Source organism: Paraeggerthella hongkongensis (assembly GCF_003726035.1).
In the GTDB taxonomy this organism is placed as follows: domain Bacteria; phylum Actinomycetota; class Coriobacteriia; order Coriobacteriales; family Eggerthellaceae; genus Paraeggerthella; species Paraeggerthella hongkongensis.
Window position 1 is genome coordinate 145,154 of the sequence record NZ_QICD01000002.1, and the last position, 13,290, is coordinate 158,443.

14 protein-coding genes are annotated in these 13,290 nt (G+C 63.4%); 6 read left to right on the forward strand and 8 right to left on the reverse strand.

Going from position 1 to position 13,290, the window contains the following annotated elements:
• Position 1: 1 nt before the first annotated feature.
• From DMP08_RS01990 to DMP08_RS02020, 6 genes are read left to right on the forward strand one after another with little or no spacing between them, the layout of a single operon-like run.
• The gene (locus DMP08_RS01990; RefSeq protein ID WP_123191328.1) at positions 2-1,318 is read left to right on the forward strand and encodes an ATP-grasp domain-containing protein; all 1,317 of its coding nucleotides are present in this window, start codon (positions 2-4) and stop codon (positions 1,316-1,318) included.
• The gene (locus tag DMP08_RS01995; protein WP_123191329.1) at positions 1,315-2,268 is read left to right on the forward strand and encodes a glycosyltransferase family 2 protein; all 954 of its coding nucleotides are present in this window, start codon (positions 1,315-1,317) and stop codon (positions 2,266-2,268) included. The genes DMP08_RS01990 and DMP08_RS01995 overlap by 4 nt, the downstream gene beginning before the upstream one ends.
• On the forward strand, positions 2,265-3,524 hold the full coding sequence (locus tag DMP08_RS02000) for a type III PLP-dependent enzyme domain-containing protein (RefSeq protein ID WP_161555401.1): 1,260 nt from the start codon (positions 2,265-2,267) through the stop codon (positions 3,522-3,524). The genes DMP08_RS01995 and DMP08_RS02000 overlap by 4 nt, the downstream gene beginning before the upstream one ends.
• Positions 3,521-4,666, forward strand: a complete 1,146-nt coding sequence (gene rffA, locus DMP08_RS02010) for a dTDP-4-amino-4,6-dideoxygalactose transaminase (RefSeq protein ID WP_123191330.1) — start codon at positions 3,521-3,523, stop codon at positions 4,664-4,666. Before DMP08_RS02000 ends, rffA begins: the two co-directional genes overlap by 4 nt.
• Entirely contained in the window at positions 4,663-5,064 is a 402-nt protein-coding gene (locus DMP08_RS02015) for an EamA family transporter (protein WP_244596744.1), read from the forward strand. The genes rffA and DMP08_RS02015 overlap by 4 nt, the downstream gene beginning before the upstream one ends.
• Positions 5,051-5,410: a multidrug ABC transporter gene (locus tag DMP08_RS02020; RefSeq protein ID WP_225749241.1), complete on the forward strand. Its 360-nt coding sequence runs from the start codon at positions 5,051-5,053 to the stop codon at positions 5,408-5,410. The genes DMP08_RS02015 and DMP08_RS02020 overlap by 14 nt, the downstream gene beginning before the upstream one ends.
• Positions 5,411-5,530: 120 nt before the next feature.
• On the opposite strand, the gene DMP08_RS02025 is transcribed toward DMP08_RS02020, so the two are convergent.
• The 8 genes from DMP08_RS02025 to DMP08_RS02060 form a co-directional block, all read right to left on the reverse strand.
• Positions 5,531-7,204, reverse strand: a complete 1,674-nt coding sequence (locus DMP08_RS02025) for an AMP-binding protein (protein ID WP_123191331.1) — start codon at positions 7,202-7,204, stop codon at positions 5,531-5,533.
• 193 nt (positions 7,205-7,397) lie between these two features.
• Positions 7,398-7,949 (reverse strand): helix-turn-helix domain-containing protein, encoded by a 552-nt coding sequence (locus DMP08_RS02030; protein ID WP_123191332.1) that lies wholly within the window; start codon positions 7,947-7,949, stop codon positions 7,398-7,400.
• A gap of 73 nt (positions 7,950-8,022) precedes the next feature.
• Positions 8,023-8,559, reverse strand: coding sequence for a 2-oxoacid:acceptor oxidoreductase family protein (locus tag DMP08_RS02035; protein ID WP_114565747.1), 537 nt, complete (start codon positions 8,557-8,559; stop codon positions 8,023-8,025).
• Complete coding sequence (locus DMP08_RS02040; protein WP_114565748.1) at positions 8,556-9,395, reverse strand: thiamine pyrophosphate-dependent enzyme; 840 nt, start codon at positions 9,393-9,395, stop codon at positions 8,556-8,558. The genes DMP08_RS02035 and DMP08_RS02040 overlap by 4 nt, the downstream gene beginning before the upstream one ends.
• A 1-nt stretch (position 9,396) precedes the next feature.
• Positions 9,397-10,461: a 3-methyl-2-oxobutanoate dehydrogenase subunit VorB gene (locus tag DMP08_RS02045; protein WP_123191333.1), complete on the reverse strand. Its 1,065-nt coding sequence runs from the start codon at positions 10,459-10,461 to the stop codon at positions 9,397-9,399.
• Between the two features lie 2 nt (positions 10,462-10,463).
• Positions 10,464-10,670, reverse strand: a complete 207-nt coding sequence (locus tag DMP08_RS02050; RefSeq protein WP_114565750.1) for a 4Fe-4S binding protein — start codon at positions 10,668-10,670, stop codon at positions 10,464-10,466.
• 101 nt (positions 10,671-10,771) lie between these two features.
• On the reverse strand, positions 10,772-11,491 hold the full coding sequence (locus DMP08_RS02055) for a ParA family protein (RefSeq protein ID WP_123191334.1): 720 nt from the start codon (positions 11,489-11,491) through the stop codon (positions 10,772-10,774).
• Positions 11,491-13,269, reverse strand: coding sequence for an AMP-binding protein (locus tag DMP08_RS02060; RefSeq protein ID WP_123191335.1), 1,779 nt, complete (start codon positions 13,267-13,269; stop codon positions 11,491-11,493). The genes DMP08_RS02055 and DMP08_RS02060 overlap by 1 nt, the downstream gene beginning before the upstream one ends.
• Positions 13,270-13,290: the final 21 nt, after the last annotated feature.

The window sequence follows — 13,290 nt, forward strand, 5'->3', positions numbered from 1 at the left end:
CATGCACGACCAGCGGAAAACCCTTTTGATACTCGGTTCGATGGACGAGTTCGCACTTCTGGTGCAACGCGCCAAGGAACGCGGATGCCGCGTGCTCGTGGCCGACGGCTACGAGCACGGCCCTGCCCGCGCGTTCGCGGATGCCTCGTTCACGATTCCCGTCACGGACACCGAAGCCTTGGCCAACCTCTGCCATGACGAAGATGTCGACGCGCTGATCACCTCGTTTTCCGACGTGCTGTTCGAAGAGGGCTGCCGCGTTGCGCATGCGGCGGGCCTTCCCGCCCCCTGTTCGCTGGACAAGTTGGAATTCCTCAGGAACAAGCAGCTCATGAAGAACATGTTCGACCAGTTGGGCGTGCCCTACCCGAACAGCTGCGTCGCGCCGCTCGATCAGGTCGAACGGGCGTGCGAGTCCCTGCGCTTCCCCTGCGTCATCAAGCCGGTCGATGCCTACGGCTCGTACGGCGTCCGCGTCGTTCGCACCGCAGCCGAAGCGATCGAATCGGCTGCCTCGGTTGCGGAGGAATCGAGGCGCGCGAACAGCGTGGTCCTCGAAGAGTACGACGACGGGCACGAGTTCAACATGATCACCTGGGCGTCGCACGGGCGCGTGTTCCCCGTTTCCGTAGCCGACCGCGAAAAGACCGCGTGCACGTTCGAGGATCTTCCCCATGTCAGCAGGATCGTGTACCCAAGCCGCTTCACCGACGAGGTTCTGTCCGATGCGCTCGCGTACGCACAGCGCATCGTCGAGTTCGCAGGGATCGAGCACGGCCCTTTATGCATGCAGTTCTTCTGGTCCCCCGACTCGGGCATACACGTATGCGAGGTGACGGGCCGCGTGTTCGGCTACGAGCACGAGCTGCTGGAATACGCGTCCGGCCTGTCCGTGGAGGATCTGCTGCTTGACACGGCGCTCGACCATGACGCCCTTGCACGCCGCCTCGAAGCCCACGACGCGCGGTGCATGCCGAATCGCAGCTGCGGGCTGTACTTCCACGCACGCGACGGCATCGTGGCAAGCCTTGAGGCCGCGCAAGCCGCGCTGCAAGGCCCCTGCGTGCAGGAAGCCCTTTTGTACTACGCCGAAGGGCAAACGGTCAAGAACGCGCGCGGCGGGCAGCCCTATGCCGCGCGCGCGTTCCTTGCGGCGAAGTCGTACGACGAGCTGGACACCGCAAGCGCGCGGATGTTCGAAAGCTTCTCCATCGCCGACCCCGACGGCAAGGACCTCGCCGTGCCCAACCGGCTTCCCAGCGCCTGCCGCGCATCCCAAGCGAGCGAAACGACTGCGAAGGAGCAGCCTGTCTCATGAACATATCCGTTGTCATCCCCTGCTACTATTCGGAGCGCATGATCGGCGACGTGGTGCGCATGACCCGCACCGAACTGGTCGATGCCGGCTATGATTACGAGTTCATCCTGGTCAACGACGGATCGAAAGACGGCACGTTCCAGGAGATCTCGAAGCTGTGCGCCGAGGACGAACGCGTGAAGGGCATCGACCTCATGCGCAACTTCGGGCAGCACAACGCCATCATGGCGGGCTTGCGCGAAGCGAGCGGAGACGCGGTCATGCTCATGGACGACGACATGCAGACGCACCCGTCGCAATGCCTCGCGCTCATCGCGGGCCTGGAAGACGGCGTCGACGTGGTGTTCGCCGCTTTTCGCCAGCATCGGGAGAACTGGTACCGCAGGCTGGGCTCGCGCTTCGCCATGTTCACCATCCGCGTGCTGGCTGGATGCCCGAAAGGCGTTACCGACAGCAACTTCTTGATCATGCGCCGCTGCGTGAGCGACGTCATGGTCGAGTACTCAAGCGCCTCGGTGTACGTGCAGGGGCTCATATTCCGCACGACCGACCGCATAGTGAACGTGGAAGTGGAGCATTACGACCGTGCGGAAGGCCAGTCGGGATACACCCTGAAAAGCCTGCTGCGACTGTGGTCGACCATCTTGAACTTCTCGGTAACGCCGCTGCGCATCGCTTCGGTGCTGGGCCTGCTCATGGGCGGTGCGGGCCTCGTGGGCGCGATCTGGCTGTTCTTCGAGCGCTTGCACAACCCCACGATGCCGATGGGCTGGGCCTCGGTCATGGTGACCATCCTGGTGTGCTCGGGCGTCATCATGCTGTTCATGGGCGTGATCGGGGAATACGTCGGCCGCCTGTTCATGACGACCAACAAGAACCCCCAGTTTCTGATCAGGACTCGCTGCAACGTCTCGTCCGAGAGCCAAATCGGCGAAGGAGCCTCTCGATGAACGAATCCCTCTTCCAGCTGGAAACGCCCTGCTTCGTGTTCGACGAAACGGAGCTGGCGGACAACTTCCACGACTTCGCCCGCGCGTTGCATGCGCATTGGAGCCCCGACTCCGAGGTTGCCTACTCGATCAAGACCAACCCTTTGCCCTGGATTCTTCACATGGCGCGTACGTGCGGCTGCATGGCGGAAGCCGTCTCGGACGAGGAGTACGAGTTGGCGCTCGCATGCGGATTCGAACCGCAGCGCATCGTCTTCAACGGGCCCATCAAGGGACGGGCGCGCTTCGAATCTGCGCTTGAGCAGGGAAGCCTGGTCAACCTGGACTCGGCGCGCGAGTTGCGCTGGCTTGCGGAGATCGCGCGCACGACCGATCGCGTGCTTTCCGTCGGACTGCGTGCGAGCATCGACCTCGAGTCGCACTGCCCCGGGCAAACCGTCACGGGAGCTGCGGGCGGTCGCTTCGGCTATTGCTACGAGAACGGCGAGCTGGCGCGCGCCGTGCAGGCCGTCCGCGAGATCGGGTCGAACGTGCGTATCGCAGGGCTGCACATGCACGTGACCACGCGCAGCCGCACGGTCGAAGCGTACCGCGTCCTTGCGCGCCATGCGGCCGCCATCGCCCGCGAACTCGACCTTGACCTGGAATTCGTCGACATCGGCGGAGGCTTCTTCGGCGGAGGCGAAAAGAACCGTGGAGCCTACGACGCTTACGCCCAGGCCATCGCCGCCGAGTTGTCCGTCACGTTCGACCCCGAGCGCACGCGACTGGTGGTGGAGCCGGGCGGGGCCGTGATCTGCACCCCCGGACGCTACGTTGGACGCGTTCTGGACGCGAAGGACACCACCTACGATCGATTCGTGACATGCGATTTGTCTCGCATCAATATCGATCACGAGATGAAAAAGACCTCCTACGCCTACGAAATCGTCCGGCACGATCCCGAAGCCGCCCCGCGCCGCCTGGCGCGCCAAGTGCTCTGCGGCTATACCTGCATGGAGAGCGATCGGCTGTGCGTTCTGGAAAACGAGGTGGAACTCGCAGAAGGCGACTTGATCGACATCAAGTACGCGGGCGCCTATTCGATGTCGTTCACGCCCGGGTTCTTCATCCGCTTCGCCCCGCACGTTTACGCGCGCAAAGCCGACGGAAGCTTCGCGGACGTCGGCGAAGCTTCCTGGCGACCTTCAGGACCCGGCGCCCCAAGCGCCGCCACCTTCGACAACGCATCCGCTGAAAGCGAGGAATCCTCATGATCACCTTCAACGAGCCGCCTCGCGTGCCGCAAGCGTACGACTACATCCGCGACGCCATCGAAAGCGGGAACGTCTGCGGAGACGGCCCTTACACGAAGCGCTGCAGCGAGTGGGTCGAGCAACGATTCGACGTACAGAAATCCCTGCTCACCACAAGCGGCACGGCCGCGCTCGAAATGGCGGCGCTTCTGTGCCGCATCAAGCCGGGCGACGAGGTGATTCTGCCCAGCTACACGTTCTCGTCCACCGCGACCGCCTTTGTGCTGGCGGGCGCCAAGCTTGTGTTCGCGGACATACGCCCCGACACCATGAACATCGACGAGGAACAGGTTGAGCAGGCGATTACCGAGCGCACGCGCGCCATCGTGGTCGTGCATTACGCGGGCGTGGCGTGCAACATGGACGCCATCAACGACATCGCGAGCAGCCGCGGCATCCTGGTGGTCGAAGATGCTGCCCAGGGCGTTATGAGCACCTACAAAGGACGGGCCTTGGGCACCATCGGGGACTTCGGCTGCTTCTCGTTCCATGAGACGAAGAACTACTCGATGGGCGAGGGCGGCGCGTTTTTGACCAAGGACCCCTCCTACAACGAAGCTGCCGAGATCCTGCGTGAAAAAGGCACCGACCGGTCGCGGTTCTTCCGCGGTCAGGTGGACAAGTACAGCTGGGTCGATTACGGCTCGAGCTACCTGCCCAGCGAGCTGAACGCGGCCTATCTATGGGCGCAGCTCGAACGTGCAGACGAGATCAACAACGACCGCCTGGCCACCTGGAACGCCTACTACGAGGCGCCTGCCCCGTACGCCGAGGCAGGCCGCTGCTCGCTGCCCACCATCCCGCCCGACTGCACCCACAACGCGCACATGTTCTACCTCAAGTGCAGGGATCTTGAGCAGCGCAGCGCGTTCATCGCGCACATGCGGGAACAGGGAGTTCTCTGCGTGTTCCATTACGTTCCGCTGCATTCCTCCGTTGCGGGCAAGAAGTTCGGAAGGTTCTTCGGAGAAGATCGCTACACCACGAAGGAAAGCGAGCGCCTGGTGCGCCTGCCTTTGTACTACGCGCTTTCCGAAGAGGACCGTGCGCACGTCATCGAAGCTGCGTGCGGCTTCTTCGCTTCTGCGGGTCGGCAATCGTGAAGCACGTCAACCTCAAGTCGTTCGTCTCGCTGCACCTGCTGTTCGTGCTGTACTCGCTCACGGATCTGTTCGGCAAGATGGCCGCTTCGTACGCTTTCGACGACGTGCGGTTCTACCTGCTCTACGCTGCCGTGTTGGCGGTGCTGTTCCTGTACGCTATCGGATGGCAGCAGGTCATAAAGCGTCTGCCGCTCACCACCGCGTTCTCGAACAGGGCCATCACCGTGTTCTGGGGGCTTGTTTGGGGGGTTCTTTTCTTCCAAGAAGAGTTGAACGTGCTGAAGGTTCTCGGAGCCGCCATCGTGGTGGCGGGCGTGGTGCTGTACTCACGCGCCGACGCAGCCGACGCGGATCAGCCCGAACCGGCGAAGGAGGCGGTCGACCATGCCCTTCGCTGAGATGATCCCTTACATTGCCATCGGCGCGCTCGGCGTGTTCGTCAGCTCCATCGCGCAGGTCATGCTCAAGAAAGAAGCGGTGAAACCGCATGGCAGCTTCATGCAGGAATACCTCAACCCGCTGGTAATCGGCGGATACGTGCTCATGTTGGCGTCCACGTTCATGCTGGTGGTGTCGTTTCGCGGTATCCCGCTGTCCATGGCGCCGGTGCTCGAGGCGACCAGCTACCTCTACGTCACCGTGTTCGGCGTCTTCATCTTCAAGGAGCGGGTCAGCCGTCCCAAAGCGATCGCGCTCGCGGTCATCATGCTGGGCATCCTCGTATACGCAGCCGGCTTGTGGTAGAAACGATTGTCGCCCGAAACGTACGGTTTCCAAGCGAAAACCGTACGTTTCGGGCGACAATCTTTCCGAGAGCGCCGTTGAAGCCGTTCGGGCCGGGAAACGAGACCGGCCCGATCGCCGCTAGTCCTCGATGCCGTCGTTGTTGCGGATCAGCTTGCGCTTGATCTTGCCGCCGATGGTCTTGGGAAGCTCGTCGACGAACTCCACGATGCGCGGGTACTTGTACGGAGCAGTTACATGCTTCACGTGGTTCTGCAGCTCCTTCACCAGCTCGTCGGAGGGCTCGTAGCCGCGAGCCAGCACGATCGTGGCCTTGACCACCTTGCCGCGGATCGGATCGGGCGCAGCCGTCACGGCGCATTCGACCACCGCCGGATGCTCGATGAGCGCGCTTTCCACCTCAAAGGGACCGATACGGTACCCCGAGCACTTGATGACATCGTCGTTGCGACCGACGAAGAAGCAGTACCCGTCCGAGTCGCGCCACGCCATGTCGTGCAGGTTGTAGTACGCGCCGCCCACAGCTTCGCGCGTACGCTCTTCGTCCTGATAGTAGCCTACGAACAGGCCCGGCGGGTACGCTTCCTTCAGGCCCGTGACGCAGATCGCGCCCTCTTCGCCATCGGGAACCTCCACGCCGTCGTCATCGAGCAGCTTGACGTTCAAAAGCGGGGACGGCTTGCCCATGGAACCGGGGCGCGGATCGATCCACGGGAACGTCGCCAGCAGCACCGGACCCTCCGTCTGGCCGAAGCCCTCGCGGATCTTCTTGCCCGTCAGCCGCTCCCACGCAAGCGTCACCTCGGCGTTGAGCGGCTCCCCTGCCGTGGCGAACGTGTGCACGCTGGACAGGTCGTAGGCGCTCACGTCTTCCTGCAGCATGAAACGGTACATGGTGGGCGGCGCGCAGAACGTGGCCAGCTTATGGTCTTGAATCTTCTGCAGCAGCTTTTCCGGCACGAACTTGTCCATGTCGTAGGCGAACACGGTGGCGCCGGCAATCCACTGCCCGTAGATCTTGCCCCAGCCGAACTTCGCCCAGCCGCTGTCGGTCACGCTCATGTGCAGCGCGTTCTCCTCCACCTGCTGCCAGTACTTCGCGGTGATGATGTGGCCCAGCGGATGCGCGAAGTTGTGGCACACGGCCTTCGCCATGCCGGTAGTGCCCGACGTGAAGTAGATGAGCATGATGTCCTTGCTGGTGACGCCGGCTTCGCCTACAGGACGCTCGAACTCGTCGGACTCGCCCTCGATCAGCTGGTCGAACGTGGTCCAACCGTCACGCTGACCAGCCACGATGATACGATTTTCGATAGACGGCGACTCGGGCAGCGCCTCTTCCATCTGCCCGCATACGTACTCGTCGTTCACGCACACGACGGCCTTCACCTGGGCGCTGGCCGCGCGGTACACGATATCCTTCTTCGTTAGCTGCAACGACGCCGGAATGATGGTGGCGCCCAGCTTGCACAGCGCCACGGCGCACACCCAGTACTCCCAGCGGCGGCGCAGAATCATCATGACCACGTCGCCCTTGCCGATGCCTAGCCGTGCAAAGCCGTGAGCGGCACGGTTCGACAAGCGCGCCAGATCCGAGAACGTGAACTCGCGTTCATCGCCATGATCGTCGCACCACACGAGCGCCTGCTTGCCCGGCTCCACGCGCGCCCATTCGTCCACTACGTCGAAACCGAAGTTGAACGCCTCGGGCACGTCGATCTGAAAGTTCTTGTAAAAGTCCTCGTACGAATCGAACTCGATGCGCGGACAGTATTTCTTCAAGATGTGATTCACGGGCGCAGCTTTCCTTTCTCACGCCTTATCGGTCCAGCAAGGTCAGCGAGAAGCGTTGTGGCAGCACAGATTGCCGTGAAAGCCCGAGGAAGCGTACCGTGGGTACGCGACGAGGGCTTGGAGCGGCAAGATGGGCCGCCACAGCGCTTCGCAGCGTCAAGCGGATCCGCCGTTCGGAGAACGGCGGATCGGGTCACTCCGCGATGATGGTGACGAACTTGGCAGGCACGTCGCTTCCGCAGCGCTGACCGTGCGGGTGCTCCGGGTTGAAATAGATGCTGTCGCCGGCGTGCAGCTCGAATTCCTTGTCCTCCCACGTCACGACGACCGTACCCTCGAGGACCAGGTTGAACTCCTGGCCGGTATGCGTAACCAGTTTCGCCGGCTCGTCGGAAGGGTCGAGCACCACCAGCAAAGGCTGCATGATCTTGCCCGTGTAGCGCCAAGCAAGATCCTCGAAGTGGTAACCGGGATAGCGATCGACCTCGCGGCCCTCCCCCTTCTTCACCACCTGGTACGTATTCAGCTTCGCCGCAGTCCCGGTCAGGATCTCGGTGAATTCCACGCCGAAGGTGTGCGCCAGGTGGTAAATGGCGGAAATAGGCACGTCAGCGCCCGTTTCCTCCCATTCGAGGTACTTCTCCAGCGGCACTTCAAGCTCGGCGGCCATGTCCTCGGGCGCGACGTCGCACGCCTCGCGCAGGCCCTTGATGCGCAGGCCGATCTCGGCCAGTTCAGCTACCATGTGGCTCCCTCCACCTCACTCACCCGCGCCGCGCGCGGGCGGGGCGCTCTTGCGATGCGCCCCTCGGCACAACCTACGACTTCATTCCCAGCTCAAGCGCGGCAAGGTTCGCCGGGAGCTTCGCGATTTTCTTCGCGGGCACGCACTTCTCGACAGCCGCCTTAAGCGTCTCCTCGGAGCAGAACCCGGTTTCAGCGAACAGCTTGCCTACCAGGATCACGTTCGCCAGACCCTTGTAGCCGTTCTCTTCGGCCAGCTGCGTGGCCGGAACGGCGAACACGTTCACGCCGGGAAGCTCGGGGATGCGCTGCACCAGCGTGGAATCCACCACCACGGTGCCGCCTTCCTGCACGCTGCCCTCGAACTTGTCGAGCGAAGGCTGGTTCATGACCACCAGCACGTCGGGCGTCAGCACGAGCGGGCTGCCGATGGGGTCGTCGGCCAGGCACACGCTGCAATTCGCGGTGCCGCCGCGCATCTCGGGACCGTAGGAAGGCAGCCACGAAACCTCGCGGTCCTCGATCAGGCCGGCAATGGCGATGATCTTGCCGGCGAACAGGATGCCCTGGCCGCCGAAGCCCGCCAGAACGGCGTTCATGGTGCGGCTCATCGCGCACCCCCTTCCGTCACCGGATGCGCCACCGGGCAATCGGCGTTGCGCGCCGACGCAGCCTCGGCCGCATTGGCGAACCCGTCGGCCACCACGTCTTTGTACACGCCCAGCGGATAGTACGGCAGCATGTTCTCGCGCATCCATGCGAACGAGTCCTGCGGCGTGAGTCCCCAGTTCGTCGGGCACGTGGACACCACTTCGATCAGCGAATACCCCACACCGTCGATCTGGTTCTGGAACGCCTTCTTGATGGCCTTCTTCGCCTTGCGCACGTTCTTGGGGCTGTCCACCGTCACGCGCTCCAGGTACGCCACGCCGTCAAGCGTGCTCAGCATCTCGCACACGCGCACCGGGTAGCCCGCCGTGGACACGTCGCGGCCGTACGGCGAGGTCTGCGTCACCTGGTTCGGCAAGCTGGTGGGAGCCATCTGGCCGCCCGTCATGCCGTAGATGGCGTTGTTGATGAAGATGACGGTGATGTGCTCGCCGCGCGTTGCCGCGTGGATGGTCTCGGCCATGCCGATGGAAGCCAGGTCGCCGTCGCCCTGGTAGGAGAACACCACGCTGTCGGGGAGCACGCGCTTCACCGCGGTGGCCACCGCCGGCGCGCGGCCGTGCGCGGCCTGGACCATGTCGCAGGAGAAGAAGTCAGGGTTGGTGACGGCGCAGCCGACCGGTGCGACGCCGATCGTATCGCCTTCGACGCCCAGTTCGTCGATGGTTTCAGCCACCAAGCGATGCACGATGCCGTGCGGGCAGCCCGGACAGTAATTGGTGATGACGGGAAGGAGCGCATGCGGACGCTCGAACACGATCTTCTCTTCGGCGCTCATGCTACGCACCTACCTTTCCCTGCAGCTCCTCGATCTTGGCAAGCACTTCCACCGGCGTGGGGATGATGCCGCCCGTACGGCCGAAGAACTCGACCGGAACGCGGCCTGCGGCCGCCAAGCGAATGTCGTCGACCATCTGGCCCATGTTCATCTCGACCGACAGGAACGTCTTGGCGGTGCCCATGACGTGCTCCAGCGCGTCGGTCGGGAACGGCCACAGCGTGATCGGACGGATGAGGCCGGCCTTGATGCCCTTCTCGCGAGCCGACACGACCGCGCTGCGCGCGATGCGGGCGGAGGCGCCGAACGCGACCAGCACGATGTCAGCGTCATCAGCCATGAAGGATTCGGCGCGCTGCTCGTTCGCCTTGATGACGTCGTAGCGTTCGAACCGCTCGCGGTTGAGGCGCTCGAGATCTTCCGCCTTGAGGTACAGCGAGTCCATGATGTTGTGGGCACGGGCGTTCTTGTGGCCCGTGGTTGCCCAGGGCTTCTCGGGAAGCTGCTCTTTGCGCTCGGGAAGGACCACCGGCTCCATCATCTGGCCAAGCATGCCGTCAGCCAAGATCATGACGGGAATGCGGTATTCGTCGGCCTTGTCGAAGGCCAGGTAGGCGCAGTCGGCCATCTCCTGCACGGTCGAAGGCGCATACACCATGATCTGGAAGTCGCCGTGCCCGGTTGCGCGCGTGGCCTGCCAGTAATCGGACTGCGACGGCTGAATGCCGCCGAGGCCCGGACCGCCGCGCTGCACGTTCACGATAACGCCCGGCAAGTCGCAGCCGGCCATGTAGGAGATGCCCTCGCCCTTGAGCGAGATTCCCGGCGACGAGGAGGACGTCATGACGCGCGCGCCCGCGGACGCGGCGCCGTACACCATGTTGATGGCCGCAACTTCGCTTTCCGCCTGCAGATACGTGCCGTTTTCCTTCGGCAAGCGCTTGGACATGTACGCGGCAAGCTCGGTCTGCGGCGTGATGGGGTATCCGAAGAAGAAGCGGCACCCGGCGCGGATCGCGCTCTCGGCCATCGCCTCGTTGCCCTTCATGAGCACTTTCTCTGCCATAGCTACCTCACCACCGTAATCGCGACGTCGGGACACATGAGCGCGCAGGACATGCAGCCCGTGCAACGCTCGGCATCGATCAGGCGCGCCGGATGATAGCCCTTCGCGGTGATGCGCTCGTGATCGAGTTCGATGATGTGCGTCGGGCACGCATCGACGCACAGGCCGCACCCTTTGCAAAAATGATCGTCTACCAGTATTCTCGGCATGATGGAACCTTCCTCGTCTTGTAGGCTCCTGCGCCGCGCCGCGGGCACAGAAGCTCAACGCGCATCAGACGGACAAACCCTCTGAAACGCGTACTCTCGCATTATTCCCAAGGAGTACGTACATATACTTGCACAGGATAGAGCGTTTGCCGACCGTCATTCAGTCCAAAGAGGGCAGTTTTCCGGTCTGCGAGGCTTATCGGGACCGTCGTGCACGCCAAAGGCAGGCCCGCCTGCTCCGCAACCGCTTGCGCGAAGGGCACGCCCTGCTTCACCGTAGCTTCGTCGGTGTCCTGCTTGAGGTGCGTGTTGTTCACGATGGCCGTGGCGCGCAGGTGGCATTTCTCCTCCACTTCGCGCAGCACGTCGACCGCCTCGGCCGGGTCCTGCGTAAGGTTGCGGCTGCGATTCACCACGTACAGCATCTCGTAGGGAGCCGCCGCAACCGAACCGGCGAACCGACCGAGCGCCGTCGCGCCCACGTCGTCGCCCCCGGCGTCGATGACGAGCAGGCGCTCGCGTCCGTCGTCCTTGCGAGCCGACTCGACAGCCGGGCCGACGGCCCCGGACAAGCTGGGGCTGTCGAGCGTGGTTCCCGCCATCACCGGAGCGATCACTGAGATTCCCCGTTCTTCCAGCAGCCCGCGGTAGTCGCTCGAACGGAAGTAGGGATTCACCACGTCCAAATCGACCAAGGTCACGTCCACGCCGCGCTCGCGCGCGTCAAGGACCAGGTTGAGCGAGAAGTTCGTCTTCCCCACGCCGTAGTGGCCGCACACGACCACCACCGACGCATCGGGGACGTAGCGCTGCGCGCTCATCACACAAGCCCTTCCACGGGCTTCGCGCTCTCGTCCACCTCGCGGATAGCCGCACGACGGATCTTGCCGTTCACGGTTTTCGGCAGCGAATCAACGTACTCCACGATGCGCGGATACTTGTACGGAGCCGTGCGATGCTTGACCCAGGTTTGCAGCTCGCGCGTGAGCGCCTCCGTACCAGCGAAGCCTTCCGCAAGCACCACGGTCGCCTTGACGGCCTTGCCGCGCACCGGGTCGGGCACGCCCGTGACGGCGCATTCCCGCACGGCCTCATGTTCGAGCATCACGCTTTCGATCTCGAAGGGGCCGATGCGGTAACCGCTCGACTTGATGACGTCGTCGTTGCGGCCGACGTACCAAAAGTAGCCGTCCTCGTCGCGCCAGGCCGTGTCGCCCGTATGGTACCAACCGTCATGCATGGCGGCAGCCGTCTTCACAGGATCGCGGAAATACTCCAGCATGATGCCCGGCGCCTTCTCGCTCACATCGATGCACACCTCGCCCGTCTCGCCCGTCTCGCACCGCGAACCGTCCTCGCGCAGGATCTGCGTGTTGTACAACGGGATGGGCTTGCCCATCGAGCCGGGGCGCGGCGAGGACCCCGTCAGGTTCGCGATGGTGAGCGGCGTTTCGGTCTGCCCGAACCCTTCGAAGATGGTAAGCCCCGTGTGCTCCTTCCAGAAATCGAACAGGTCGGGGTTGAGCGCCTCGCCCGCCGTGGTGGAGTACGCAAGCGTGGACAGGTCGAACGAATCGATGTCCTCGGCCATCATCATGCGGTACATGGTGGGCGGGCAGCACAACGTGGTGATGCCGTAACGCCCGATGAGCGAAAGGATCTCGGACGGATGGAACCGGTCGAAGTCGTACGTGAACACGCACGCCTCCATAAGCCATTGTCCGTAGTACTTGCCCCACACGGCCTTGCCCCAACCCGTGTCCGCGATGGTGAAGTGCACGCCTTCGGGATCCACGTTGTGCCAGTGCTTGGCCGTGACCAGATGCGCGATGGCGTACTCGGAATCGTGCAGCACCATCTTCGGATTGCCCGACGTGCCGGACGAGAAGTACATGAGCATGGGATCGGCAGCGGCGGTCTCGCGGCGCGCGAAGTCCTCGGAAGCGGCGCGCACGCCCGTATTGAAATCGAGCCAGCCCTCGCGCACGGCGGGAGCCGCGCACACGCCCTCCGGCCCGGACAGGGCGGGGCCGATGAGCTCGCCTTCGGGCAGCACGATCGCGCCCGTCTCGTCTTCGGGCGTCAGTCCGCCGCCCGCACCGTTCACCAGGATCTTCGCCGTAAGCGACGGGCACGACGCCTCCACGGCGTCGGTCACCTCGGCGATGTCGCCCAACGACGTGGCGATCATAGCCTTGATGGAAGCGCCGTTCAGGCGGTACTCCAGGTCGTGCTCCTTGAGCATGAAGGTGGCGGGCACCATGACCGCCCCCAGCTTCGCGAGCGCCGTGGCCACGAACCAGAACTGGTAGTGGCGACGCAGGATGACCATGACGTAATCGCCCCTGCCGATTCCGGCGTCCGCTAGGAAGTTGGCGGTCTTGTCCGACCAGCGCTTCATGTCGCCGAACGTGAACACATGCTCTTCGCCTTCGGGGTTGCACCACACCATGGCGCGGCGATCGGGGTCGTTTCGCGCGATGTCGTCCACCACGTCGTAGCCAAAGTTGAAGGCTTCGGGGCATTTGACCTGGAAATCGGACAGTTTTCCTTCACAGTCGTAGGTTTCGTTCACGTAACGGAGGTTGATGTTTCTCATAGGTATTCTTCCTTGCAGGAT